Genomic DNA, 25,849 nt, shown 5'->3' with positions numbered 1-25,849 from the left:
GGCGCTTATCCGAAGAGAGAGTATTGGCCGTCGGTATCTGGTTCTGCTTTTTCTGTTTCTGCGATGAGAGCCGGTGTCTCTGTGGTGGTTTCGTAGGGCCACCAGATGAGGCGATCCATTAGCGGATAGAAGAGAGCCAGATGGATTGGTGTGCCTGGCGGTAAGGTCAGGCTGCGGACTTCGGCATAGGTGCGGAGTTGCGCTTCGTAGGCGGCGCGTTCTTCTGCGAGATAGGCGTTGCGGGTGGCTTCGGTTTCGTTAGGACCGGTGCGGTCGCCGGTTTTGAAATCGATGATCCAGAAGATGTTGTCGCCGGGTTGATTCGGTTCGCGACCGGCGAAGAAGCTGCGGTCGAGGCGGATGCGTGTTTCTGAACCTGCGTCGCCGGTGTGCCATGCGGACTCGCCGGAGGCTGCCGTGTGAGGGGTGAGAATCCAGCGTCCCTCTGGGCTTTGCAGTGTGGCTGTTAAGGCTCGCAGGACGGTGGCGGAGGCGCGTTCGACTACTGAGGGTGGGAGCGAGCCTGCGCGCAGCATCGCTCGGATGGCGGGTTGCCACGATTGCACGGTGTGGAGCAGCGAATGCGCGGCTTCGGCTACCGTTTCGCCAGCGGTCGTTCGTGTTGCGAGTTCGTTGGAGAGACGGTCGACGAATGCGTGGATGGCGTTGCCGACAGCGCGTGCTCCGAAGGTTCCGGCGGGCCGCGCGAATGGTTGCGCAATCGGAGTGTTGTTTACATCGGCGGGGGTGGTTGCGCGGAGGCGTTCTACCGCGTGAACGTCTGACGGAAGGCGCTGGATGTTTGGGAGCTGGACTTCACGAGCTGTTTTGGGAGCGGGGAACGGGATGAGTTCTGCCGCGGCTGCGAGGGCGATTGTTTCCGCTTCTGCTTCTTCAGTTTTTTCGGCTTCGGTGACAACCGGGATTACTACGTAGTTTTGTGCGGCTGGCCATGCTGCTTTCAGGAGGGTTCCGGCGCGGTTAATGATCTCGCCTTTTTGCGAGAGTTCCGGTGACGCAAAGAGATGAAGCGAGGTGCGCGCGCGTGTGACGGCTACGTAGAAGAGGCGCTTGATTTCAGCGTAGGTTCGCGCTCGTTTGCGTGTGCGGATGAAGTTCAGTAATGCGCCCGGCTCGCCGCCTTTGCCGGGGAGGGGCGCCATGAGAACGTCGCCGGAGCCGTCTTCGCCGCGCGTCGGAAGTTCGAGCCATTCCAGCGCAGAGTAGGTATCGCGCGTGGGGATGCGATGCAGGCCCGGAACGATAACGGTGTCCCATTCGAGGCCCTTGGCGCGATGGATCGTCATGATGTCGATGGCGTCGGGTGCGTTGCCGGAGCGGGCGAATAAGCGATCGAGGCGTCGGTTGAGGTGAGGCAGGGTGAATGATTCGCCCTCTGATTCCATCGCGTCGAGAACGCGTAGATAGTCTGCGGCGTTTTCGCGTTCGGTGGGCGCCAGGTACAGGTCGGCGCCGAGGGACCGCCATGTGCGTTCCACGCGGTCTGCCAATGATTCGGTACCCGTGTGGCGGAGCGCTCCGTCGAGAATGTCGAGCGTGCGGATGACGCGTTCTCTCGCTTGTTCAGGGAGGCTTTCTGCGCGTTCCCGCAGACGAAGTCGCAGCGATTCTTTGCGATGTTCGGGATGGTCACCGGCTGCGAGCGTGTGCAGGTGTGCGAGTTCGATGCCGCACCACGGAGCGCGCAAAAGCGCCAACCATGCGATGCGATCGGCGGGATGGAGCAGGGCGCGTGTGATGGCGACGAGATCGAGTACTTCCTGTTGTTCCGCGAGAGGCTTCAGATCGACGGCGCGATAGGGGATGCCTGCTCGTTCAAGCTGCTTGGCAATCTCGATCACGTGATTGCGGGCGCGCGTTAGAACGGCGGCTTTGAACGGGAAGTCTTTCTTGTCGCCGACTTCGATGCGGTGTTGCTTTTCCTGTAGCCATGCCACACGCGCGGCTTTGACAACAGCAAGGGTTTCGCGGGCTTCGCGGCGGATGGCGAAGCGGCGATTGCGGCGATTTTCTGCGAGGTCGGAAGAGGTGGGAACGGCCTCGATGGTCCAGTCCATGCCTTCGCCGGGCTGTGCTGGATTGGCTGCGGTTGCGTCGTGAAAGACGACGTCGCCGTCGGCCGGATGGTCGGCGGGAAAGATGGCGCTGAAGGTTTCGTTGAACTGCGAGACGATGTGGCCACCGGACCGGAAGTTGGTTGTCAGCGGCAGGACTTGAAGAGGGATGTCGCCCAATCGCGCGTCGGACATGCACTTCTGGAAGCGGTCGACGCGAGCCTGACGGAAGAGATAGATGCTCTGCTTGGGGTCGCCGACGAGGAAGACGGTTTGGCTGCGACCGTCCCACCCTGCAGTGAGTTGCTCCAGGAGGTCGTACTGGCCTGAGGAAGTGTCTTGCATTTCGTCGACGAGAAGATGGCGCAGGCGTGTGCCGAAGACTTCGAGCAGGCCGCTTTCCTGGGTTTGCAGAGCGGCGCGCGCGGAGAGGGCGATCTCTGTGAAGTCGCAGACTTCTTCGCGGGCGAAGAGCAATTTGAGTTCGACGAGGGCGTGTTCGAGCAGGCGAAAGAGAGCCTTGGAGACTCGCCATTGGTCTTCAGGGTAGGTGGCTTCCGGAGCGAATGCTCGCACTGCGTCGACGCGGCGGAAGAGTTCATCGCAGGCGATGTCTTCGAGGATGGCTTTTAGGCGATCCGCGTCGTCTTTGAAGAGTTTTGTGCCGATGTGATTGACGCTGAATGCAGCGCGAAAGCCATCTGCTTTGAGCATGAGGCGCGCGAGAGCCTGCCAGTGTTGAAGATCGCCCACCGTACTGCCGGGACGATTCTGCCGGCCTGCGCAGGGCAGAAGCGGGTTGGGTTCGTCTTTGTAGCCGGGTTCGAAGGCGTGCCGTTCGGCGATGCGTGCGATCTCGTTGAGAGTGTCGTCGTCAAATCCTTCGCAGGCTTCGTTCAGTGCCTGTTCGATGGTACGGCGCAGAGAGGCGTTCAAGCGTGGGAGCGTGATGTTCTCGAGATGCTCTTCCGTAAGCGCTTTGCCCAGAGGAATGAGGCTGCCCCACTGGTCGCGTGTGGCAAGCATTTCGGAGAGGACTCGTTCGCAGAAGGGAAGGTCGCCATCGCGGTGAAGGAGTACGGTTTCAATCGCAGCATCCAGCACTGGGTCGCCACTGCCGAAACGCCTCATGACGGCGTGCGCGGCCTGCAGATAGTACGGGCGTGGATCGGCCACGGGACTGACTGAAGACATGCCGCCGGAGGTGATTGGCAGTGACTGCACGATCAACGCGCAAAGCGAATCGATGGTGCGGATATTGAGAAGATGCGGGCGATCGAGGATGCGCCAGCCGCGTTCGCGGTCGCGCTGCAGCACGGCTTGGGCTAGTTGATGCGTGAGTAACGCGAACTCGTTTGTCGGCGGTTCGGTTGCGTTGCTAGCAGAACGCAGTGCCTTCAGAACGCGCTCGACCATCTCGGCGGTGGCCTTGGTCGTGAAGGTGAGCGCTAGGACTTCTGCGGGGTCGTCTACGGTGCCGAGTAGCTTGAGGAAGCGCTGAATCAGCAACCCCGTTTTGCCTGAGCCTGCGGGCGCTTCCACTATGCAGGATGAGGTGATGTCTAACGCGGCTTCGCGTTCGCGGAGATCGGCAATCTGTTGCGAGGGGAGGGCGGTAGGGAATGGGACGATCATACTGCGCCCTCCTCTTCTGTCTCCTCCAATGTGTCGTCGTCGGGCTCGAGACGCGTTACGTCTACGCGGCAGAGCAGGCGACTGGGGCAGCGTTTGCACGTGATGAGGTAGTCCTTGGGTTCCACGACGGCCTCGCTGCGAGCGAATGCTTCGGCCAGTGTGGTGAGGTCATGCTGCCACTCTTCCATTCGTTCCGCGAAGGTGGGTTCGGTGCGACGCCCTTTCGAGGCTTGATCGCCAAGGAGTGCGCGGTCGGCGAGCATCTCTTCGAAGTTCATGCCGAGTCTGCCAACGCGAACACGCCCGAAGGCGATGCCTTGCACGTCAGGGATGCCGCTTGCAATGGCGTACAGCGGGAGTTGTGGTGCGTCGGGGCGGTCGCCAAACCAATCTTTGCGCTCGGCCGAGCCGGTTTTGTAGTCGATGAGAAGTGTGGCTTCGCTGCCGTCGGCAAGTGGGATGCGGTCGATTCGGTCTACGCGAAGATTCATGGCGAGCGGGCCGATGTGGGCTTCGTCCACTTCGACCTCCATGCCTTCTACCCAGAATGGTTTGCGAAGGGATTCGAAGTCGAGCCAGTCGGACAGCAGGCGGTGCAGGCGTTTGCGCTGCACTTCGATGTAGGCGCTGTCCCATCCAGCGGCAGGGCGTGCGGGAAGCGCCTGCGCTATGCATTCGGCAAGGAGGGTATCGCGCGCTGTTGTGCCATCGTCGTAGCGCGTCTTGTTGAGGGTCGATAACTGTTCGTGTGTCTTGCAGTTGTCCCAGAAGAGTTGAAGTGCCGTATGTACTTCGTCGCCGCGCTCTCCTGCTGAGAGACCGGCTTCGATGCTTTCCATCTCGCGGGTCTGCAGGCGATGGAGCGCGAAGGCGCGGAAGCCGCATTGGGCTTGTTCGGTGAGGATGCCAACGCCGCCGGATGCGATACCGGAGAGGTCAGGGAGTGAGAGAGGATCAACGTGATCTTCCAACGGGATGGCGGTTGGGGTGCTGGAGACGAAAGCGTTCTCACGCTGAACGCCAGGAAGAGCAGAGACCAGCGGCGAGGGGCGAGACTCTCCTTCGGAACGCGCGGCGGCGTAGCTAAAACAGGCCGTGGCGGCGCTGTTGAAGCAGCGCAGTGTGATCTGCTGAGCGGATTCCTCATCGACGAGCGTATCCGATCCGGGCATGCGCAATGCACGTTGAAAGCGGGCGGGGAGCAGCGGGCTGGACGAGGTGTGTTGCGGCCAGGTCTGCTCGTCTGCGTGGAGAAACCAGAGGAAGTCGCTGGTGTTGCCGGCGGCTTCGGAAGGTGTCATTACCTGGATGGGCGCGCCGGTGTTTTCGGGGGCGAAGATCGTCTCGTGCAGTGTTGCGGTGAGTGTCTCCAGCCATTCTGCGAAGGTGGTGTGGCCGCCGAGCAGGTCCAGTGTGGCGACACGGTCGAGTACCTCGTTCCAGCGCTGTTGTGCCTGGAATTCGTTGCTGTCCAGATCGTTTCCTGGCCATCCTGCGGTTTCCAGCAACTTGCGCGCACCGTCTGAAAAGCTGGCAAAGCTGTGCGTGGACTGTGTCCACGGGGCGGCTGCTTTTGCGAGTTCTTCTACGTGGCTGGAGGTATGGGGATCTTCTTTGTGCAGAAGGCGCTGCGATTCGCGCAGGGTGATGGTGCCGCTGAGGCCGGTGGCGCTGCGGAATTTACGCGTGTTGCGAAGTGTCCAGGCCTCTAACTCAGCACCACGCTCAGGGGAGGGCGCGAGCGATATGAAAGGGCTGCGGAGAATGGCTCCTGCATCTTCGACGGATACGGCCGAGGCGCACCAGCGAAGCAGGAGCAGTGCGTCTGCAACCATGGGAAGTTGCGGGAGCGGCCGTCCGGTCGAAAACTCGTACGGCGAACTGCTGTGAGGCTGCGTTACGTCTTCGAGCCAGGGTGCGACGGTGACGCGGAGAGTTCGTTCGAGTACGGAGCGGCATTCCTGCAGGTCAGGTACGACGATGGCGATTCGTGCGGTGGGATTGGTCGCCAGCGTGTCGCGCACCCATTGGCAACAGGCGTCGATTTCTGCGTGAGGATCGTCGCAGCGAACCAGCGTTGGCGACGTTTGCTGCGGCATATCCGCGGGCAGATGCTCGATGGTTGCACTTGCGTGTTCCAGCGCACTCAGCAACGAACGCTGTGATGGGAGCAGGGCATCGAAGCCGTAGAGAATGTATTCCTTCTCCGTGATGGAGGTGTTGCGACGGAAGAGACTGCTGAGTTCCGCATCCAGATGCGAGCTGGGCAACAGTTGTTCGCTTTGGCAGGCGCTTAGAAAATCGCGATACCAGCCGTGAAATGCGGCCGCGTCTGAAACTGCGCTTGCGGGCGTGCGGGCGAAGGTATCTTCCAGATCGGACGACCCGAGGAGACGCATGGCGCGACTACATTGGCGTGCGACGGAGCGCGCGGATTGCAAGCCGAGATCGCCAGAGGCCTCGAGAATGCGCATCCATAGTGATTGCTCTTGCAGGCTGTTGAGCAGGACCGACTGGACGTGGCCGAGAAGGATGGCTTCGTTCCAGAGGGAGGATGTCCAGCCGCTCCAGGAAAAGACACGCGCCGGTTGCCATGCGGTCAGTCCTTCGGCGCGGCGCTCCGCGTCGTAGAGGCGGGTCAGAGTGCGAGCTGAGCGAACGTTCGGTGTGAGAACAGTCGCACCGCGCTGCATGGCCGTCATCAGGTCGCCCAGGCGGTTCGGTAGCAGATTCGCTGCGGCGGCTGACATTCTCCTTTTATACGCTTTTTGCCGATGTGGAAGACCGGGTAAATACCGCCAACAGAATCAGCAGGAGTAGTCCTGTGAGCGGAACGGCCAGGGCTGTGCGCAGCGATCCGGTGCTGCGCGAAACCATGCCCAGCAGGAGAGGCAAAATGGCCGCGCCAATTCCGGAGAGTGCGATGATGATGCCGGTTTCACGCGCCGAGGCTCCGCGGCCGATCATGGCGGAGAGGACCAGCGGAAACCATGCTGCAAGAGACAGCCCAAGAAGTGCGGCCAGGAGCGCGATCGTTATTGCTCCGCTGGAACGGCTTAACAGCGCAACGATGATCGTCGCAGCGCTTAAGGTTGCGATAAGGAAGATGCGTTCACGAAGAAATTTCAGTAGTAAGGGGGTGAGCGCGCGGCCGCTTGTAATCCCAATCCAGAGTGCCGTTGCACCTAATGTGCTGATGCGGAGAGTGGCATTGCCGTAGCGTGTGCCGAACGTGGTGATCCATCCGCTCAGGCATGTTTCCACGCCGCCGTAAAGAAGAAGCATCGTGGCGAAGGAGAGAAATGCGGTGCGAGGAAGATGGCTTTCTGTATGCGTGGTCTGTTGTTGCTCTTGCAATAGATTGCCGCGAACAGACCACGTTGCCCAGGTAAGCACAATGGCGAAGAGTGCGGTAACGGCGCCAAGAACAACGGATAGCGATATCCACGACAGGATGCTCCCCAGGAGAAAAGGAGCGGTGACTGCGCCAAGACTCCACGTGAAATTGATGAGGGCCAGTGCGGAGCTTCGTTGCTCCTGAAAACGCTGCGCTGCCAGCAGGTTTACGGATGTAAGCATCTGTCCTACACCGAAGCCAAGCGGGAGGAGTGCTGCCACATCCCAAAGCAGGCCCGCATGTAGCCCGACGGAAATTGCGAGGAACAGAAAGCCAGCGGCTGCAGCGGACAATCCGCGAACCAGGCAGTAGTACAGACGATGCGATGTGGTGATGCCGCCGAAAAATGCGCCGATGAACTGCGCGGTGAAAAAGAGGCCGCTGCCGGAGTCGGTGGCGTGGGCACTGGCTGCGAGCGCTGGAAGAACAGGGCCGAGAAAGACGGTGCCGAATCCAGAGAGCAGCATGGCCGCATGAAAAAGTGAAAGAGCAGGCTCAGATGTGCGCCCGGCCGGCGCAGCCTGTAATGCGGGCATGGTTCCTCCTGGCTGGCTGTCGCCGTGGCGGCGCTCAACTGCCTGTTACCTTTCGCAACGTATCATGGATGGTATGAAGTGGTTTTTCAGGAATGCTGTATTTGCCGTTGTGCTGATGGCTGTTGCTGGGCTGGCGGGCTGCGGTAAGTCAACGGAGCGACTGGGTAGCACGACGCAGGCCTTTACCATTAAGGGCACCGTGCTGGCAGCGGATCTGCAAAAGGGCGAGCTTACGTTGCAGCATGAAGCCATTCCCGGCTTTATGGAAGCCATGACCATGCCATATAAGTTGGAACGTCCTGAGATGGCTAAGGAGTTTCATCCTGGCGACATTATCCGTGCGCGGCTGTTGACGGAAAAGGACTCTGACGGTGTGTATCACCACACACGGTTGAATGAGATTGCCATCCTGGCGCAGAAGCATCTTGATGTAACTCCGACGGCGAACTATCACGTTCCCACGAAGGGCGATGCGATCCCTGATTTTGAAATGACAGATCAGGATGGGAAGACGTTCCGATTCGCTTCGCTGAAGGGCGAAGCGGTTTTGCTGACGTTCATCTATACGCGCTGCCCCATTGGGGATTACTGCCCGAAGATGAGCCGCAATTTCCAGGCGATTCGAGGCATGATGCAGAACGATGCTGCGGTGCGTGACCACGCTGACTTTGTTTCCGCATCGTTTGATCCTGCGTTTGATACAGCAAGTGTGTTGCGTGCGTATGGGAAGAACTATGTTGGCAGCAATGATTTTTCACACTGGCAGTTCGTTCGCCCGAAGGATGACAAAGCGCTGAAGGCGATGGAGCAGTTCTTCAACGTGGGAGCAACGCCGGAGAGCAATGGCAGCCTGACGCATTCGCTTTCGACCATTTTGATCGATCGCGATGGACATATCTCAGAGTGGTTTCCCGGCAACGAGTGGGATCCTGCGGATGTCTACGCAAAGATGAAGGCGCTTACCGCGAAGTAACGCGCTTCTGTTGCAACGGTCGCAACGACGCCCATGAGGGAGGGGCACACGCACATGGGTTCTATGGGATCGCTGGGTGGCGGAAGACATCTTCACAATGCGGAACGCACGGCAAGGAATCCTTCGCGCACCATCTCTGCGGAGATGACGAAGAAAAAGAAGCTTCCTCCGATGAAGCGTGTGATGCCGGAGGTGATGAAGCTGGTGAAGCCGCGGCTTCCGCTGCTGATCTTCAGCTTTTTTGTGCTCATCATCAATCGCGTATGTGGATTGGTTCTACCTGCTTCGACGCGCTTTCTTATCGATAACGTGATGCGGCAGCATGAGATGTCTCTTTTGCCGAAGATCGTTGCAGCAGTTGCGGGCGCAACGATTCTGCAGGGCATAACGACGTATGCGTTGACGCAGATGCTGTCGAAGGAAGGCCAGAAGCTGATTGCAGAGATGCGGGTGAGGGTGCAGGCCCACATCGGCAAACTTCCTGTGAAGTACTACGACGAGAACCGCTCAGGCACTCTGGTTGCGCGCATCATGACGGACGTGGAGGGCGTGCGCAACATTATTGGCACCGGTCTTGTTGACTTCGTGGGTGCACTGCTGACGGCGAGTCTTTCCTTCATTTACCTGATGCGGTTGTCCACTGGCATGACGTTGTTGAGTTTCGCTATTCTTGGCATGTTTGGACTTGTCATCTTCCGCGCATTCAAGGTGATTCGTCCCATCTTCCGCGAACGCGGCGCTATCAACGCAGAGGTCACGGGAAGGTTGACGGAATCGCTTGGCGGTGTACGCGTGGTGAAGGGGTATCACGCTGAAGCAGCAGAAGCGAAAGTATTTGCTGCGGGCGCGGAGCGTCTGCTGAAGAATGTGATCAGTTCGCTGACCGCGCAATCGGTGATGGCTCTTACATCGCAGGTGATGATGGGTATTGTTGGTGCGCTGATTATGTACCTGGGCGCGCGGCAGGTTGCCGCAGGACATCTCACGACTGGCGGCTATGTTACTTACACCATGTTCCTCACGTTCATGATCGCTCCGCTGATGAGCATGGTGAACATCGGCACGCAGCTCACAGAGGCGCTGGCGGGTCTTGATCGTACCGCCGAGATCATGAATGAGCACGATGAAGACGCAGCGCCGCGACGATCCGTAGAGCTTGCCACCATTACCGGCGACGTGATCTTTCAGGATGTTCATTTTGAATATGAACCGGGCAAGGAAGTGTTGCATGGCATCACGTTTGAAGCGGAACCTGGTTCGGTAACGGCGTTGGTAGGATCGTCGGGCTCTGGTAAATCGACCATCATCTCGTTGGTGTGTGCTTTCCACGATGCGACGACCGGACAGGTGCTGGTGGACGGAGTGGATCTGTCAACGGTGCGCCTGGATAGCTTCCGTTCGCAGTTAGGCGTGGTGCTGCAGGAGACCTTCCTGTTCGATGGAACGATCCGCGACAACGTGAAGTTCTCGCGGCCCGAGGCTACTGAGGAAGAGTTTTTAGAGGCTTGCCGCATTGCACGTGTTGATGAGTTTGCAGAGAACTTCGCCGAGGGCTACGAGACGATCGTGGGTGAGCGTGGCGTGAAGTTGTCCGGTGGTCAACGGCAGCGCCTTTCGATTGCGCGTGCGATCCTTGCGGATCCTCGCATTCTGATTCTGGATGAGGCGACAAGCTCACTGGACTCTGAGAGCGAAGCAATGATTCAGCAGGGTCTAAATCACCTGATGCAGGGACGTACGACATTTGTGATCGCACATCGTCTGAGTACGATTCGCAATGCGAATCAGATTCTTGTGATTGAAGCGGGAAGGATTGTGGAGCGCGGAACACATGCAGAGCTGTATCTGCTGCACGGACGTTATCGCGAGCTATACGACCGTCAACACGGTCTGGAACAAAATCTGTTTCTTGCACCCGGTGAAGAGCCTGTGCCGGTAGAGTAACCAGCACAGGCTTCACTCATTAGTCGATGGCGAGTTCGCGCAGGATGAATGCGTAATCCATCGCGGTTTCTTTCAGGTAATCGTAGCGACCAGATGCTCCGCCGTGGCCCGCATCCATGTTGATGTGAAGCAGCAACGGAGCATCGTTGTTTGTCTTCAAGGTGCGCAGCTTTGCCGTGAACTTCGCTGGCTCCCAATACATTACCTGCGAATCATTCAAGCTGGTCTTGATCAGTGTTGCGGGATATGCGCCTGCGGCCAGATTGTCGTATGGCGAGTAGCTGCGCATGTAACTGAAGGCTTCGGGCTCGTTGGGATTGCCCCACTCTTCGTATTCACCAACAGTAAGCGGCAGTGATGCATCGAGCATCGTGTTCATCACGTCGACGAAGGGCACATGAGATAACACGATGCGGAAGAGGTCAGGCCGCAGGTTGGCAACGGCACCCATCAATAGACCACCTGCGCTGCCACCTTCAATGATGACCTTGTCGCTTGCGCCGTAGCCTTCGGCGACGAGATGTTCAGTGCACACGATGAAATCGGTGAAGGTGTTGCGCTTATGCATCATCTTGCCAGCGTCGTGCCATGTGTCGCCGAGGTCGCCGCCGCCGCGGATGTGTGCGTATGCCATCACGATGCCGCGGTCCAATAACGAAAGACGGCTTGATCCAAAACCTACGGGGAGTGCATATCCATACGAACCGTAGCCATAGACGTAAAGAGGATTAGTGCCGTTTTTGTGGAAGGTGTCGCGGCGATAGACGAGTGAGACAGGAACCTTTACACCATCAGTCGCGATGGCCCAGATACGTTCCGCAGCGTAACGCGTGCGGTCGAACCCGCCTGGAACTTCCTGCTGTTTCAGCAGCGTGCTTTCGTTGGTGTTGACGTTGTACTCGTAGACCGATGCGGGTGTGACAAGCGAGGTGTAGCTGTAGCGGAAGCTGGTCGCGTCAAAGATGCGGTTGACGCTGAGACCTGCAGAGTAAGTCGGTTCAGGGAAAGCTACCGTGATCGGATTCTTCGCGAGCTTTTCATCGTCATAGCGGAAGACACGCATGCGATCGAGGCCAAGAACCGTTTCCGATGCAATGGCGAAGTTCTGGAAGACGTCGAAGTCTTCGAGTGGAACTTCTTTATCTTCCGGCAACAGTTCCTGCCAGTGTTCGCGCGATGGCGTGGTTACTGGCGTTACGACAAGGCGGAAGTTCTTCCCGATGTCGTTGGTGCGGATATAGAAGAAGCCGTGGCGATGATCAGGATAGTATTCCTGATCGTTGATGCGCGGTGCGATCAATGCGAATTCCGCTGTTGGTTGCGATGCGTCTACGAAACGGCATTCGCTGGTGGTGTGCGAGCCGGATTCCAGAACGAGATACTTGCGGTCGCGTGTGCGTCCAATGCCGACGTTAAAGCGCTCGTCCTCTTCATGAAAGACCTGAACATCGTTCGATTGTGCATCGCCGAGCGTGTGGCGGAAGACGCGGTCCTGGCGTTTGGTCTGCTCATCTTCCGTGCTGTAGAAGAGAGTCGTTGAATCGGCAGCCCATGCAATGGAACCCACGCGTTGAGCGGTGTCTTGCAGGTCTTCGCCTGTGTTCAGATCGCGGATGTGCAGTGTGTACTGGCGAAAGCCGGTGTTGTCTGTGGTGTAGGCCAGCAGGCTGCCGGATGGGCTCATGCCAAGTCCACCGAGAGACATGAAGGGTTGACCTTCAGCAAGCTTGTTGACGTCGAGAATTACTTCCTCAGCCGCATTTGCGTTGTAACTCTGATCGGAGGCCGCGGCTCGGCGGCAATAGATCGGGTACTGAAGGCCTTCGATCGTATGCGTGTAGTAGTAATGACTGCCGTCGCGATAGGGAACTGACGTATCCGTTTCCTTGATGTGCGAAAGCATCTCGTCGTAGAGTGTCTTCTGCAGATCCTTCGTAGAGGCCATCACCGCTTCGGTGTAGGCGTTCTCGGCTTCGAGATATTCGCGGACTTCCGGCGCATCCTTTTCACGTAGCCAGAAGTAGTCGTCTTCGAGCGTGGTGTTGTGAATGTGTGTGGGGTGCGGGATGCGCGTGGCGACGGGAGGCTTGGCGTCCGGCTTGGCGGAGTTCAGAAGATTGCTCATCACTTTCAGGATACGCAACCATTGGCTGTGCTTTCCATACGACACAATGGCGTGGTCTGGCGCGGCAACGGCCTTGGCGGCGATTCACTCTATCTCGCGTGTAGAAGCGGGAACTGCAAACAAAGCAGACCGCAAGGAGAACGACCATGAACATTCGGACGATCGCACTTTCGGCAGCATTGTTTGCATGTACCGTACCGGCAGCTTTCGGGCAGGCCTTTAGCGATCAAGACAAGAGCTTGCTCAAGGACGCGGCGGAAGCCAATCTGGCTGAGGTCAAAGCGGGCGAACTGACCGTGAAGACGACGAAGAACCCGGACGTCAAGATGTTCGCGCAAAAGATGATTACCGATCATCGTGCGCTGTATAACGGCATGAAACCGGTTGCGGCCAAGGCCGGTGTGACTCTGCCGACATCGCCTTCGATTGGCGAGGATGCAACCTATGCCAAGCTGAAGATGCTTACCGGTGAGACATACGACAAGAGCTATGTGAAGTCGATGGTTGAGGATCACCACCAGGATCTGGACAAGATGAAGCAGGAAAATCAGGCAACAAACAATCCAGATATTAAGAAGCTGACGGAACATGCTTCTACTGTGATCGCCGAGCACACGAAGATGATTGATGGCATTGCCGGGAAGATGGGCATTCAGTAAGCCACGCTTTTCAAACGACAGAGTGAGGCGGATGCACGCGATGCATCCGCCTTCGTGTTTAGGGAACCATTTCCTGCGCGGCAGCGTATCATCATTCGTGATGGCTAGACGCATCCTGCGGTACTGGGGCTTTGTCGTTGCGGTTGTGCTGCTGGGGTGGGTCTTCCCCGCAGTGGCGGAGACCGTTAAGGACATGCCGATGCCCACGGCATATGTGAACGACTACGCGAGCGTTCTGAGTGATTCCACCAAATCTGACCTGAATGATCAGTTGCGTGCCCTGGATACGCAGGCGCATGCGCAGATGTTTGTTGCGATTATTCACAAGATCGAAGGCGCTTCTTCATCTGCTGAGTTTGCCAATGAGTTGTTGGCGAAGTGGAAGCCGGGGCAGAAGGGGCAGGACCGCGGGGTGGTACTGGTCGTTGCCGTGGATGACCACAAGTACCAGTTCGAGATTGGGTACGGGCTTGAGGGCATTCTGCCTGACGGCAAGACCGGCGACATTGGCCGCGATATGGTTCCTGACCTGAAGACGGGGAACTATAACGGTGCGTTGCGTACAGCGGTTGGTGAAGTCTCCGATGTGATCGCCAAGGATGCGGGTGTGACTCTGAACACTCCGCAGCCGGTGCAGAACTATCGTCGTAGACAGCGCAGTTCCGGTAGTCCTTTCTCCGGCATTCTTATCTTCCTTGCCATACTTTTCTTCATCTTTCTGGCTTCGCGTGGTGGACGTGGGGGTGGGGGGCGGTATGGTGGCGGTGGTGGAGGAGGAGGGTTCCTTACCGGGATGATCCTGGGCAACCTGCTTGGTGGCGGTCGACGTGGGGGTGGGGATGACTCCGGTTGGGGCGGCGGTGGCGGCGGCTGGGGTGGTGGCGGTGGAGGAGGCTTCAGCGGCGGCGGTGGTGGAAGTTCGGGTGGCGGAGGCGCCGGCGGTAGCTGGTAGCTCCTAGCCAGAGGGATGGTAGCTGGCACTCCTGGCAGAGGGAATGGTAGTTGGTGACTCGTACGGCAAGGACGCGGTAGCTGGTAGAAGACGCGGAGCTGGTAACGGATATGCCAAAGACATTGGACGGTAGTACAACAGCAGGAAACGGGGGAACGATGAAGAAGGGACTGATTGGCATCATTGTGCTGGTGGTTCTGGTTGGGCTGGTAGGTATGAGCTATATCTCCGCGCGCAACTCCATGGCAGTGAAGAGCAACCAGGTGGATGCGGCGTTCAGCGCCATTGACGTGGATCTCCAGCGGCGAGCTGACCTGATCCCGAACCTGGTGGCCAGCGTGAAGGGCTATGCCAAGGTGGAGACGGACGTTCTGACCAAGATTGCCGAGGCTCGCAGCGGTCTGCTGCAGGCTCGTACGCCGGACGAGAAGCTGGCGGCGAACGATCGCCTGTCGACTGCCATTCTGCCGTTGACGCGGATGCAGGAAGCTTATCCGGACCTGAAGAGCAACCAGCAGTTCATGCGCCTGGAAGATGAACTGTCCGGCACCGAGAACCGCATTGCTGTGACGCGTAAGCGCTATAACGACGCGATTCTGGACTACAACAACACCATTGCGGTGTTCCCGAACAGCCTTTGGGCTTCCATCGGCGGATTCAAGCCGAAGACAACCTACTATCAGGCTGATCCGGGATCGAAGTCGGCTCCGAAGGTTGATTTCGGTAGCTAAATTGTTGGCTGATTTAAAGGGAAGGCGAGCTTGCGGGCTCGCCTTTTCTGTTGCCCTGATGAGGGGTACCCCCCTCCCCCCTGTTTTTCTAAAATCGTCTTTCTATTGGGCTTAGGGTTTGGACGGCTGTAAAATCGTCTGCCCATTGGAGTTAGAGGCAAAATCGTCTTTCTAAACGAGTTAGGGCCGTGCTTGTCACGGCCCTTTTCTCACCTGTTTCTATTCTAAAGAGTTGGCGGAAATACCATGCCAACTCTATTTCTTTTGATTTGTGGGGATTAGGTGGGTTGGGGGCTTGACAGTGTCAAGGAACACGTCGAGATTTGCCGTTTCCGTGTCTTGAGATCGGATCCGGTTTATTGCATGGTTTTCATGAGCACCCAATCCATCATCTGATCCGGCAGGAGCCACTTCAAAAACAGGATGGGGCCCGCCATATAACCGCCGTGATATCGGGCGCGTGGACGCTTGCTCTTGAGTGCCTTCAGCAGCAGATCGGTGATGACCTGGGGTGGGGGCATCGTGCGTTTCAAAATTGGCGAGTTCATCATCACCTTCACCAACGGACCATAGGCACCCTGGCCTGAATACTGTTCCGCCGAACCAAATGCGATGGGACCCCATTCCGTCTCTATGCCTCCCGGTTCGATCACAACGACATCAATGCCGAACTGCCGAACCTCCATGCGGAGAGTGTCGGAATATCCTTCCAGCGCGTGCTTCGACGCGTAATACCAGCCACCTAACGGTCCCGCAAACTTTCCGCCAATCGTTGAGATGTTCACGATCCTGCCGGACTTCTGCGCGCGCATGTGCGGCAACACAAGTTGTGTAAGACGAGCTACGCCGATCAGATTGACTTCCATCTGCCGTCTGGCCACATCCATTGGCACGTCTTCCAACGCACCCATCTGCCCGTAACCTGCGTTGTTGACGAGAACGTCAATGCGTCCTTCGTCGCGAATGATGCGGTCGATGGCAGTCGTCATCGCTGCGTCGTCTGTGACATCCATCTCAAGAGCAACACCGCCGGCGGATTCGATGTCGGCCATTCGTTCCACTCTCCTGGCCGCGCCATAGACCCTGTAACCCTCCCGAAGCAGTCGCAGTGCAAAGTCCTTACCAATACCCGAGGATGCCCCTGTTACGAGAACGACAGGTTTCTCTTTACCGCTCATTCTTTGCTCCTAACTGGCAGACTGGAACCGCCATGCTGCGAGTATGCTGTGGTTAGTATCAAATGGCAATAAGGCACCTTTTTGGCTGATACTTACCTTGAGGTAACTAATGGCGATTGATTGGGAATATGCGAACGCAGCCTGCGAAAAATTAGGACCACAGAGGGATTCAGTCGCGCGAGAGGTCGTTAACCAAATGGCCGAGAAATGGACATTGTGGACGATGGCCGTGCTTGCAGAAGCTGACGCGCCGATGCGATTTTCTCGCGTAATGGAAAGAGTTGAAGGTGTAAGCCAGAAGTCGCTCACGAAGACACTGCGTCAGCTTGAACGAGATGGGCTGGTGACACGGGCTGTATTTCCCGAGGTGCCTCCGCGGGTGGAATACACCATTAGTCAGTTAGGTATTGCGATGCTGGAGCAGGTTCACCCGCTCTGGATGTGGACTGTCGCGAATCTGGATAAGTTCGAGAAGGCAAGACGCCAGTACGACAAGAAGAGATAAGAAATAGAGTTGGCTAACGGCGAGATAGGCGACTCGCCGTCAGAAGGAAAGCAAGATCATCGTCACTTGATTTCTAAGCGGTTGCCTTGGGTTTGAGTTCAATGGTGACCTTTTCGATCTTGCCGGTGAAGACGAAGGGCATCTCGTAGGTGAAGTCGACTGGCGAACCAATGTCGCAACCTATATCCAGGCCTTCGTTCATCGTGAAACGAATCGGGATGGTTTTCTCAATGCGACCTTCGGCTACTTTCTTTCCGTTGGCGGACATGGTGATTTTCCCACCCTTGCCCTTGCCTCCGCCGTCGTAAGCGAAATCCACGACAAGTTTTATTTTGCCTTTGGGGAGCGGAGCCTTTGCTGTGAATGTCGGACGATCAACGAGGACGTTGTAGACAAAGGTTGGAACATTGTCGCGAAGGTAAAGGCCATAGCCACCTTCAAATCCACCGTGAGTGATGACCATGCCGCTCGTCTTGTCGTTGAGCAGTTCGATATCTGCGCTGATGGTCCACGATTTGTTGATCATGGATGGCGATGCGGCATCGGGGAGTCCGATGGTGCCGGGATAGTAGGTCATCTTGCTGCGTCCGGCGGTCAGGCTTGGACGCCCCATGGCTTCTCCATCCATGCGGACGGTACCGCGCCAATCAAGCGGCATCACGTTGTATTTTGAGGCTTCAACCCACCACAGGTCCTGCAATTGTCTTAGCTTGTCGGGGTACTTTTTAGCCAGGTCGTTGGCCTGCGAAAAATCCTCTTCGATGTTGTAGAGCTCCCACGGAGCTTTGTCTAAATCCCAGCCACCACGATTTGGCTCCCAGGGTACGAACGAAGGCGACGAAGCCATCCATCCGTCGTGATAGAGACCGCGATTGCATGCCAGTTCGAAGTACTGCGTTTTGCGAACAGCTTCGGCCTTTGCATCGCCAAAGGTGGAGACGAAGCTTACTCCCTCAATGGGCCGCTGCTGCACACCATTCAATTCACGTGGAGGCGTGATGCCACACACCTCGTAAATGGTTGGGACGATATCGATGATGTGGAGGAAGTGTGAGCGCACTCCACCCTTGTCTTTGATACGCGCGGGCCATGAGACGATCATCGGGTTGCGCGTGCCACCGAAGTGACTGGCTACCTGCTTGGTCCACTGGAACGGCGCGTTCATGGCGTGTGCCCATGAGGCGGGGGAATGGTTGAAATGCTTCGGGCCACCGAGTTCGTCGATGACCTTGATGTTGTCTTGCCATGTTTCAGGGAAGCCGTTGAAGAACTTGTTGTCGCTGATGGAACCTTCGAGGCCGCCTTCAGCGCTTGATCCGTTGTCTCCGGCAATGTAGATGATCAAGGTGTTGTCAGCGCCAGGGAGTTGCTTTACGGCGTCGACTACGCGGCCAAGTTCGTGGTCGCAGTGCGCGGCATATGCTGCAAAGACTTCCATCATGTGCGCATAGAGGCGCTTCTGATCGGCATTGAGGGAGTCCCATGCAGGAAGACCTTTGGAGCGTTCGGTGAGTTTGGTGTCCTTAGGAACGACGCCAAGTTTCTTTTGGCGCGCGAGTGTTTGTTCACGGTATTTGTCCCAGCCCTCATCGAACTGGCCCTTGAACTTATCGATCCATTCCTTGGGTGCGTGGTGCGGAGCGTGAGTGGCACCCGGAGCAACATAGAGAAAGAAGGGACGAGTGGGCGCAATGCTTGTCGCCTGCTGAACCCACGCGATGGACTTGTCCGCGATGTCTACGGTGAGGTGGTAGTTGGGATCTGTGGAACGCGGGACGAGATTGCGGTTCTCGTAAAGTATGGGCTCCCAATGATCCATGGAACCTGCGTTAAAGCCATAGAAGTAGTCGAAGCCGAGGCCGTTGGCCCAGCGATCGAATGGCCCAACGGCACTGGTCTCCCATGTGGGCGTGTTGTGATTCTTGCCGACCCATGCGGTCATGTATCCGTTCTGGCGAAGGACCTCGCCAACACTGCCGCAACTCTTTGGCAGGATGCAGGTGTAGCCGTCGTAGCCGGTGGCAATCTCAGTGATGCCGGCAAAGGCAGCGGAGTGATGATTGCGGCCGGTAATCATCGCTGCGCGGGAAGGACTGCAAAGAGCGGTGGTGTGGAAGCGGTTGTAGCGCAGGCCTTCGGCGGCGAGGCGGTCCATGGTGGGCGAGGGGATTCCCCCGCCGAAGGTGCCGAACTCACCGAAGCCGCAATCGTCAATCAGGATGAGCAGAATGTTCGGCGCGCCTTCAGGCGCTTGCACGGGCTTGGGGAATTGCGCGGGATCGGAATCGAGATAGGTGCGGCCAATTTCGCCGGGGAAATGAAAGTCAGGTCGAGGAAGGATGTTGGGTGTACCTGCAGCAGCCAGTTCAGGATCTGAGTTTGCCTTCGTCTTCGATTTCGCCATTGGTTTCCGTCCTTCACGGAAACGCTAGTGCGCGCTGTTTCAACCAACAACTGATGGTTTTTACAGGCGGACGCTTGAACCAAGGAATGCCGGGTCTAGAAGAATCCAAGCGGTGGGTAGACTAGTCTATTCTTTATGGCCAGCAGAACCACACGCGAGAATTTGATTGAAGTCGGTCTGGAGTTGGTGCGTTCGGCGGGGTATTCCGCTACTGGAATCAACCAGATACTTGAGGTTGCCAAGATTCCGAAGGGGTCGTTCTATCACCATTTCTCGACGAAAGACGAGTTTGTGATGGAGGTGATCCGGCGCTATGCGGCTGGTGAGCTGGATCGCCTGGAGCGGAACCTGGATGATTCGACCCGCTCGCCTATGAAGAAGCTGCGCCGTTATTTCAAGGACCTGATGGCAACCTATGGGCGTCGCGGTGGGCCGATTGCGGGATGCCTGCTGGGCAATCTGAGCCTTGAGATTGGCGGACAGAATGCCGAGATACGGAGTCTGCTGAGCACGATCTTCGATGCCTGGCAGAACTCGTTGGCGAAGACGATTCGGGAAGCGATCGCGGCTAACGAATTGCCCAAGACAGCGAAGGCTGATGATCTGGCTGCGCTGCTTGTGAATGGGTGGGAGGGGGCGCAGGTGAGGGCGAAGGCCGACCAGAGCGATAAGCCGCTGGAGTTGTTCTTCGACAACACTTTCAATGTTCTGCTGAAGGGCTGAATCCTGCATGCCTTACATAAAAGAAAAAGATTTTCTGAATCACAGAACAGACTGGTCTAATCAATTCAAATGTGACCGGGATTACGGCCAACTTAACGAACAAGAGGTGAATGAAAATGTCTTCCGCAAACTCCAAAGGTACGGTCGTTATTACCGGTGCATCGGGCGGTATTGGTGCTGTTTACGCAGATCGTTTTGCAAAGCGCGGATATGATCTGCTGCTGATTGCGCGTGATGGTGAGCGTCTTAACAACGTTGCCGATACGGTGTCGAAGCAGAACGGTGTGAAGGTCGAGACGCTGATTGCGGACCTTACTGATAAGTCCTCTTTGCTTGCAGTTGAAGCGAGACTCAAGGCCGACAAGAATGTGTCGATTCTTGTGAACAACGCTGGCTTTGGCGGCACGAAGTCTCTTGTTGACTCGGACGTGGATGAGCTTGAGAACATGATCTTTCTGAACGTGACGGCGCTTACTCGCCTGACGTCTGCAGTGCTGCCGAATCTGATTGAGAAGAAGGCTGGCGCTGTGATCAACGTTTCGTCAGTGGTTGCGGTGAATCCTGATGCGCTGAACGGTACGTATAGCGGATCGAAGGCCTACGTGTTGAACTTTACGCAGTCGCTGTTCAAGACGCTGAAGGACACAGGCGTACAGGTGCAGGCGGTTCTGCCGGGCGCAACGAGGACGGACTTCTGGGATCGTGCAGGTTTGGCCGTACACAATCTGCCTGAAAAGAATGTGATGAGTGCAGAGGATTGTGTTGATGCATCGCTGGTGGCATTCGACGAGAAGGAATTGGTTACGATTCCTGCGTTGCCGGATGTTGAGGTGTGGAATCGGTATGAGGAGGCGCGCCTGGCGCTGTATCCCTTCCTGTCGAGCAAGGACGCAGCTCCTCGCTACACGTCGAAGTTCTAATCGCACCTTCAAAGGAGGATGTCATGAAGGATGGAAAGCTCTACCTGCTTGCGGAGATTTTGGTGAAGCCTGAAGTGCTGGAAGAGACCAAGCAGATTTTTGCAACGCTTCTTCCCACGGTGCTGAAGGAGCCGGGATGTGAGGCGATGTATACGACCTCGATTGAGGGTGCTCCGAACAAGCTGGTTTTCTTTGAGATCTTCTCTTCGGAGGAGGCGCACAGATTCCATATGGCTCAGCCGTACACACAGAAGTTGGGTGCGGATCTGGAAGGAAAGCTGCTGGAGCCGATGAAGGTGACTAAACTGAATTCCTTTTAAGTGGCATAAGAAAGGCCGGGCTAATTGCCCGGCCTTTCTTTTGTTGCGGATTGTGCCTGGTCCGATAGAGCGGGCCTTTGGCCCTTTGTTCTCGTGCAAGACTGGCTACCTAGGCCTTCGGCCTAGGCTAATATCTGGTCGCGCCTTTGGCGCTTGGTTCGGTGGTACTTTGCAGGTTTTCGATTTCCTGTTGCGTTGTAGTGAGTGTGGAGGAATGCAGGTCCTTCGGCTTCACTTCGTTTCGCTCAGGATGACGACCTTTGGTCGTTTGAGCTTTGCTTTGTCCTTTTGAGAGAAAGATATTTTCATTCTGAAAATACAAACAGGCCTGAGGGGGAGTCCTACAGGAGAAACGCCTCCATGTATTCCGTCATTGTGTTGGAACGGGGGAGACACACTTCGTTCTCAATTGATGTTGGAACCTGGGAGGAGCAAGTAGTATGAATTCGATTTCAATCGGGTGAGGCTCTTGATGCCAAGTTTGCTGCGTAACCTCCGCCATACCGTACGCATGCTTTGGAAAAGTCCGGGATTGACGATCACGATCCTGCTGACGTTGGCTCTTGGAATCGGTGTCAATACGGCTATTTTCACGGTCGATTACGCGACACTGCTTGCTCCGCTACCGTACCCGGAACCTGACCAATTGGTGGTTGTGTGGTCGAAGATCAAGACGTATCACAATGGCATTTCCGCTGGTGACTACAAGGACTGGAGCGAACAATCGCGTTCGTTTTCGACCCTGAGCGCCTTCACCGGTGGATCTTTCAACATTGCCACCAAGGCTGTTCCGGAGAACATCGACGGAATGCAGGTGACTCCCGGTTACTACAACATGCTTGGGAACCCGTTCTTTCTTGGCCGCGACTTTCTGCCGGAAGAAGGAAAGGAGGGTAAGGGGCATGTTGTGATCCTGACTCATAAGCTGTGGTCACATCTGGGGTCGGATCGAACGCTGGTGGGTAAGACCATGCATGTGAACAGCGAGCCTTACACCGTGGTGGGTGTGCTCGCTCCGGGGATCGCTGATCGCAACGAAGCGCAGATTATCGTTCCGCTTGTCTTCAAGCCCGAGCAGCTGAATCACGACTTCCATTGGCTTCTTTCGATTGGAAGGCTCAAGCCCGGTGTGACTCTGAAACAGGCACAGGCCGATATGGATGCTGTGACAGCCCATATTGCAGAAGTGAACCCAAAGAGCAACAAGGGGTGGGGTTCGTTCGTTGAGCCACTGAAGAACGACTTTCTGCCTTCTGAGCGGAAGCAGACGCTCTGGATACTGCTTGGTGCGGTTGGATTTATTTTGCTGATTGCCTGCGTCAACGTGGCGAATCTTCTTTTGGCGCGGGGTTTGAGTCGGCAAAAGGAGCTTGCGGTTCGAAGTGCGCTGGGAGCGAGTCGGAAATCGCTCTTTGAGCAGCTCCTTTTGGAAAGTTTGCTACTTGCAGTGGCTGGCGGGGTGCTGGGGATCGGTGCGGGCTGGGCGATGCTCCAGGCACTCGTCTCGATCATGCCGCAGGGTACGCTTCCTACCGAAGCCGACCTGCACTTGAATCTTCCTGTGCTTTTCTTTACGCTCGCCGCCACGACACTTGCAGGGGTGCTGTTCGGATCGGCTCCCGCCTGGTATGCCTCACGGATTGATCCAGGAGAAGCTCTTAAGGAGGGTGGCCGGACGGGTACCAGCGCGGGACATCATCGTTTGAGACAGATGCTGGTGATCGGCGAATTCGCTCTCGCACTTTCGTTGCTGACAGGCGCCGGGCTCGCCATTCATTCGTTCGTCAAGCTGCTGAATGTGGACCTGGGCATCCGTCCGGATCACAGTCTGACGTTTTATCTTCCTGTACCAGAGACGCGTTCCAAAGAGCCGGAGCGAGTGGTTGCTTACTATCGCCAAATGCTGGCGAGTATTCGCGCAGTCCCGGGTGTTACTTCTGTCTCTGCTGAAACCGGAACGCCGCTCTACGGGCCGGGATTTGGAATGCCATTCACCATTGTTGGGAAACCGGCTTTCAATGATCCGTCCATGCGCCCGAATACTGGGTACGGAATGGTGACTCCTGACTATTTCCAGACGTTCGGGATCACGATGACGCGTGGTCGTTCGTTTACGGATCAGGATGCAGGGGCTTCCGTGAAAGTGGCTGTCGTCAACGAGGACTTCGTGAAGAAGCACCTCAAGGCTGCAGACCCGCTGCTGACTCGCATCTCGGTGGAAGAGCTTATCCCTGGCGTGACAAAACTCGGTGCGCCGCAGGAATGGCAGATCATCGGGGTTTATCACAATGTGCATAGTCGCGAGAGGACCGACGGAAACCCGGAGATGCTCATCCCCTTTTGGCAGATACCCTGGCCTGCCGCGGGTATTGGCGTGAGGACGACAACCGACCCCGCGTCGATGATTCCTTCAATTGCGACAGCCGTTCACCGCGTGGACTCTGATATCGCGCTGGCGGAACCCAGGACCATGGAGGAAATTCACGACCGGGTTCTTTCGAACGATCGCTTCACTCTCATCCTGTTCGTTGTATTCGCTGTGGTCGCGTTACTGCTGGCATCGATCGGAGTGTATGGCGTTCTGTCGTTTTCGATTGCGCAACGAACGCATGAGATCGCATTGCGTATGGCGCTGGGTGCGAGCCACCGCAGCGTGGTCGGGTTGATCGTGAAGGAAGGATTGGTGTTGGCGGCAATCGGGCTCTCCGTGGGCGCGGTCGGAGGGTATTTTGTCGGATGGGGAATGCAGAAGACGCTCTATGGGATGGAGAAGCTGGATCTGTCCGTGATGTTCTCCGTGGCATTGCTGCTGCTTATTTCAGCGCTTGTTGCTTGCTTGATACCGGCTCGTCGGGCAGCTTCGGTTCAGCCTATGCAAGCACTTAGAACGGAGTAGGCAGGGAATAGTTCGGTTCAGGCGGATCAAGGTATTCGTTTTCACATGCTGATGAACGGCGCGCACCGGATTCTTCATGTGTTCGGGACGGATTGATCGCACTGTTCAGAGGGAAGTTTCAGACAGCAAAAAGCCGGGCTGATTCGCCCGGCTTTTCTCTTGATGCTGGTTGCTTTTTACGGGAGCTTGCCACCGACGAAGCTGCTGCCGTTGCGGCTGTTGACGGGGCGTACTACGAAGACCACGTCGTCGCCTGACTTCAGTTTCGAGATCGTGGATTCGAACTCGGGCAGGGTTGGGGTGGCATGGCGGTTCACTTCGGTGATGATGTCACCCTTTTGGAGCGGCAGGTCATCGGCGAAGGTGCCGGGCTTGATGTTGGTGATCATCACACCGCCGGAGATCTTAAGGCGGCTGAGAATCTCAGAGGGGACGGCCTGTACGGACATGCCGAACTTGTCCTGTGCGACGTTGGACTTGGGCGGCGTGTTCGGGTTGCTGTCGTCTTCGGAGTCGTCGCCGTTCATAGCGGCGGTGGTTTGAGCGCGGTCGCCGATGGTGACGGTTACGTTGTTTTCCTTACCGTCGCGGAGGTAGGTGAGGCGTGCGGTTGAACCGGGATGGCGGGGCGAGACGTTGGAGACGAGTTCGTCACCATCCTTGACCGGGGTGCCATCGATGGCCGTGATGACGTCCTGCGGCTTGATGCCAGCCTTGGCTGCCGGGCCACCGGGTGTGACGGTGGAGACCAGAACGCCGCCCTTGGCGAAGCCGTAGATACGGCTGACCGCGGAGGAGATACCGGGCTGGAAGCTGATGCCGATGGAGCCGCGAACGACCTTATGCTCTGGCGAGATGAGGTTGTTGTAGACGTTGATGACGGTGTTCGACGGGACGGCGAAGCCAACGCCCACGGAACCCATGGACTGGGTGTAAATGGCCGTGTTCACGCCGACGACGGAGCCGGACATGTCGAGCAGCGGGCCGCCGGAGTTGCCGGGGTTGATGGCTGCGTCGGTCTGGATAAACTTCTGGAACTGGCTGCCAGCGCCCGAGGGATCGACACGGTTCTTGGCGGATACGATGCCAGCCGTAACGGTCTGCGAGAGCGAGAAGGGGCTGCCGATGGCGAGAACCCAGTCGCCGACCTGTGCGCCGTCGGAGTTGCCGAGCTTAACGGTGGGCAGGGAGCCGGGGACGTCGATCTTGATGACGGCGATGTCGGTTTCCTTGTCGACGCCGATGACGCGGGCCGGGTGGCCGGGGTCGTTTTCGGGGTCGGTGGTCAGCTTGACGTAGATGCGGTCGGCCTTATCGACAACGTGGTTGTTCGTGACGATGTAGCCGTGCGGGTCAACGATGAAGCCGGAGCCGAGTGCATGGCGTTCGCCGCCTGCTGGGCCGCCCTGATCGTCGTCGTCATCTCCGTCGCCGCCTTGGCCGTTGCCGCCGAAGAAACGGTTGAAGAAGTCCTGCATGTCGTTCTGCTGCTGATCGTCATCGCCCTGACCCTGGCCCGGTGCTGCGCGACGGCCACCGCGACGGTTGCGCGGATTGGTGACCTGCTTGGGCAGCGATTCGGTGTTGATATTGACGACCGCTGGACCCACTTCCTTGGCGATCTTGGTGAACTGATTCGGCTCCGCGACCATGCCGGGAATCTTCAGCGGCGATGCGTCGGAGGTATCGTTCTTCTTCTGCTGCATTGCGCCGTGAACGGTTCCGGTCATCACCGAGCCAGCGATAACGCCGGCTGAGAGAGTTCCGAGCAGCACGAACGATGTCGCAAGACGGTTGTTGCGAATCCGTTCTGAAAAGGTCTGGTTCGATGCCATGAAAGGGTATTCCTCGTTCTTCCTTGGAGCGTACGTGCCGC

The 25,849-nt window shown here is 57.2% G+C and carries 17 protein-coding genes; 10 read left to right on the top strand and 7 right to left on the bottom strand.

Features of this window, described 5'->3' with window-relative positions:
• Window positions 1–5: 5 nt before the first annotated feature.
• The 3 genes from M504_RS02710 to M504_RS02700 are packed head-to-tail and all read right to left on the bottom strand — an operon-like array spanning window position 6 to window position 7,643.
• A complete protein-coding gene (locus M504_RS02710) occupies window positions 6–3,710 on the bottom strand; it encodes a UvrD-helicase domain-containing protein (RefSeq protein ID WP_047487681.1) in 3,705 nt (1,234 codons plus the stop codon).
• A complete protein-coding gene (locus M504_RS02705) occupies window positions 3,707–6,460 on the bottom strand; it encodes a PD-(D/E)XK nuclease family protein (protein ID WP_047487678.1) in 2,754 nt (917 codons plus the stop codon). Before M504_RS02705 ends, M504_RS02710 begins: the two co-directional genes overlap by 4 nt.
• Window positions 6,461–6,467: 7 nt before the next feature.
• Window positions 6,468–7,643: a sugar MFS transporter gene (locus M504_RS02700; protein WP_047487673.1), complete on the bottom strand. Its 1,176-nt coding sequence runs from the start codon at window positions 7,641–7,643 to the stop codon at window positions 6,468–6,470.
• Between the two features lie 73 nt (window positions 7,644–7,716).
• Here M504_RS02700 and M504_RS02695 point away from each other — a divergent pair, with 73 nt between their 5' ends.
• Window positions 7,717–8,616, top strand: coding sequence for an SCO family protein (locus M504_RS02695; protein WP_047493186.1), 900 nt, complete (start codon window positions 7,717–7,719; stop codon window positions 8,614–8,616).
• 54 nt (window positions 8,617–8,670) lie between these two features.
• On the top strand, window positions 8,671–10,560 hold the full coding sequence (locus M504_RS02690) for an ABC transporter ATP-binding protein (protein WP_047487670.1): 1,890 nt from the start codon (window positions 8,671–8,673) through the stop codon (window positions 10,558–10,560).
• A gap of 19 nt (window positions 10,561–10,579) precedes the next feature.
• On the opposite strand, the gene M504_RS02685 is transcribed toward M504_RS02690, so the two are convergent.
• The gene (locus M504_RS02685; protein WP_047487667.1) at window positions 10,580–12,685 is read right to left on the bottom strand and encodes an oligopeptidase B; all 2,106 of its coding nucleotides are present in this window, start codon (window positions 12,683–12,685) and stop codon (window positions 10,580–10,582) included.
• Between the two features lie 146 nt (window positions 12,686–12,831).
• On the opposite strand from M504_RS02685, the gene M504_RS02680 reads away from it, so the two are divergent.
• The 3 genes from M504_RS02680 to M504_RS02670 all read left to right on the top strand — a co-directional run bounded on the left by M504_RS02680 (window position 12,832) and on the right by M504_RS02670 (window position 15,027).
• The gene (locus tag M504_RS02680) at window positions 12,832–13,344 is read left to right on the top strand and encodes a DUF4142 domain-containing protein (protein WP_047487664.1); all 513 of its coding nucleotides are present in this window, start codon (window positions 12,832–12,834) and stop codon (window positions 13,342–13,344) included.
• 100 nt (window positions 13,345–13,444) lie between these two features.
• Window positions 13,445–14,296, top strand: a complete 852-nt coding sequence (locus tag M504_RS02675) for a YgcG family protein (protein WP_047487662.1) — start codon at window positions 13,445–13,447, stop codon at window positions 14,294–14,296.
• 158 nt (window positions 14,297–14,454) lie between these two features.
• Window positions 14,455–15,027: a LemA family protein gene (locus tag M504_RS02670; protein ID WP_047487660.1), complete on the top strand. Its 573-nt coding sequence runs from the start codon at window positions 14,455–14,457 to the stop codon at window positions 15,025–15,027.
• A gap of 356 nt (window positions 15,028–15,383) precedes the next feature.
• Here M504_RS02670 and M504_RS02665 read toward each other — a convergent pair whose 3' ends face one another.
• A complete protein-coding gene (locus M504_RS02665) occupies window positions 15,384–16,205 on the bottom strand; it encodes an oxidoreductase (protein WP_047487657.1) in 822 nt (273 codons plus the stop codon).
• Between the two features lie 196 nt (window positions 16,206–16,401).
• Between M504_RS02665 and M504_RS02660 the strand changes: the two genes are divergently transcribed.
• A complete protein-coding gene (locus M504_RS02660) occupies window positions 16,402–16,710 on the top strand; it encodes a helix-turn-helix domain-containing protein (protein ID WP_232296131.1) in 309 nt (102 codons plus the stop codon).
• A gap of 73 nt (window positions 16,711–16,783) precedes the next feature.
• On the opposite strand, the gene M504_RS02655 is transcribed toward M504_RS02660, so the two are convergent.
• Window positions 16,784–19,114, bottom strand: a complete 2,331-nt coding sequence (locus M504_RS02655) for an arylsulfatase (RefSeq protein WP_052200264.1) — start codon at window positions 19,112–19,114, stop codon at window positions 16,784–16,786.
• 135 nt (window positions 19,115–19,249) lie between these two features.
• On the opposite strand from M504_RS02655, the gene M504_RS02650 reads away from it, so the two are divergent.
• The 4 genes from M504_RS02650 to M504_RS02630 all read left to right on the top strand — a co-directional run bounded on the left by M504_RS02650 (window position 19,250) and on the right by M504_RS02630 (window position 23,973).
• Window positions 19,250–19,837, top strand: a complete 588-nt coding sequence (locus M504_RS02650) for a TetR/AcrR family transcriptional regulator (protein ID WP_047487652.1) — start codon at window positions 19,250–19,252, stop codon at window positions 19,835–19,837.
• A gap of 116 nt (window positions 19,838–19,953) precedes the next feature.
• Window positions 19,954–20,757, top strand: a complete 804-nt coding sequence (locus M504_RS02645) for an SDR family oxidoreductase (RefSeq protein WP_047487649.1) — start codon at window positions 19,954–19,956, stop codon at window positions 20,755–20,757.
• Window positions 20,758–20,780: 23 nt separating this feature from the next.
• Window positions 20,781–21,077, top strand: coding sequence for a putative quinol monooxygenase (locus M504_RS02640; RefSeq protein WP_047487646.1), 297 nt, complete (start codon window positions 20,781–20,783; stop codon window positions 21,075–21,077).
• Between the two features lie 472 nt (window positions 21,078–21,549).
• The gene (locus M504_RS02630; RefSeq protein ID WP_047487639.1) at window positions 21,550–23,973 is read left to right on the top strand and encodes an ABC transporter permease; all 2,424 of its coding nucleotides are present in this window, start codon (window positions 21,550–21,552) and stop codon (window positions 23,971–23,973) included.
• Window positions 23,974–24,149: 176 nt separating this feature from the next.
• Here the strand turns inward: M504_RS02630 and M504_RS02625 are convergent, their stop codons facing one another.
• Window positions 24,150–25,808 carry a trypsin-like peptidase domain-containing protein gene (locus tag M504_RS02625; protein ID WP_047487636.1) on the bottom strand — a complete coding sequence of 553 codons (1,659 nt, stop codon included), beginning with the start codon at window positions 25,806–25,808 and terminating at the stop codon, window positions 24,150–24,152.
• Window positions 25,809–25,849 lie beyond the last annotated feature (41 nt).

Origin of the sequence: Terriglobus sp. TAA 43 (genome assembly GCF_000800015.1) — a bacterium.
Lineage (GTDB): Bacteria > Acidobacteriota > Terriglobia > Terriglobales > Acidobacteriaceae > Terriglobus.
The sequence above is the reverse complement of the archived record's forward strand: the minus strand, read 5'-3'. Positions and strand labels throughout refer to the sequence as shown.

Coding starts and splice junctions, on each gene's coding strand:
- M504_RS02670 (WP_047487660.1), top strand. CDS start 14,455: ATGAAGAAGGGACTGATTGGCATCATTGTGCTGGTGGTTCTGGTTGGG.
- M504_RS02705 (WP_047487678.1), bottom strand. CDS start 6,460: ATGTCAGCCGCCGCAGCGAATCTGCTACCGAACCGCCTGGGCGACCTG.
- M504_RS02650 (WP_047487652.1), top strand. CDS start 19,250: ATGGCCAGCAGAACCACACGCGAGAATTTGATTGAAGTCGGTCTGGAG.
- M504_RS02660 (WP_232296131.1), top strand. CDS start 16,402: ATGGCCGAGAAATGGACATTGTGGACGATGGCCGTGCTTGCAGAAGCT.
- M504_RS02690 (WP_047487670.1), top strand. CDS start 8,671: ATGGGTTCTATGGGATCGCTGGGTGGCGGAAGACATCTTCACAATGCG.
- M504_RS02710 (WP_047487681.1), bottom strand. CDS start 3,710: ATGATCGTCCCATTCCCTACCGCCCTCCCCTCGCAACAGATTGCCGAT.
- M504_RS02680 (WP_047487664.1), top strand. CDS start 12,832: ATGAACATTCGGACGATCGCACTTTCGGCAGCATTGTTTGCATGTACC.
- M504_RS02695 (WP_047493186.1), top strand. CDS start 7,717: ATGAAGTGGTTTTTCAGGAATGCTGTATTTGCCGTTGTGCTGATGGCT.
- M504_RS02625 (WP_047487636.1), bottom strand. CDS start 25,808: ATGGCATCGAACCAGACCTTTTCAGAACGGATTCGCAACAACCGTCTT.
- M504_RS02685 (WP_047487667.1), bottom strand. CDS start 12,685: ATGAGCAATCTTCTGAACTCCGCCAAGCCGGACGCCAAGCCTCCCGTC.
- M504_RS02700 (WP_047487673.1), bottom strand. CDS start 7,643: ATGCCCGCATTACAGGCTGCGCCGGCCGGGCGCACATCTGAGCCTGCT.
- M504_RS02645 (WP_047487649.1), top strand. CDS start 19,954: ATGTCTTCCGCAAACTCCAAAGGTACGGTCGTTATTACCGGTGCATCG.
- M504_RS02665 (WP_047487657.1), bottom strand. CDS start 16,205: ATGAGCGGTAAAGAGAAACCTGTCGTTCTCGTAACAGGGGCATCCTCG.
- M504_RS02675 (WP_047487662.1), top strand. CDS start 13,445: ATGGCTAGACGCATCCTGCGGTACTGGGGCTTTGTCGTTGCGGTTGTG.
- M504_RS02655 (WP_052200264.1), bottom strand. CDS start 19,114: ATGGCGAAATCGAAGACGAAGGCAAACTCAGATCCTGAACTGGCTGCT.
- M504_RS02630 (WP_047487639.1), top strand. CDS start 21,550: ATGCCAAGTTTGCTGCGTAACCTCCGCCATACCGTACGCATGCTTTGG.
- M504_RS02640 (WP_047487646.1), top strand. CDS start 20,781: ATGAAGGATGGAAAGCTCTACCTGCTTGCGGAGATTTTGGTGAAGCCT.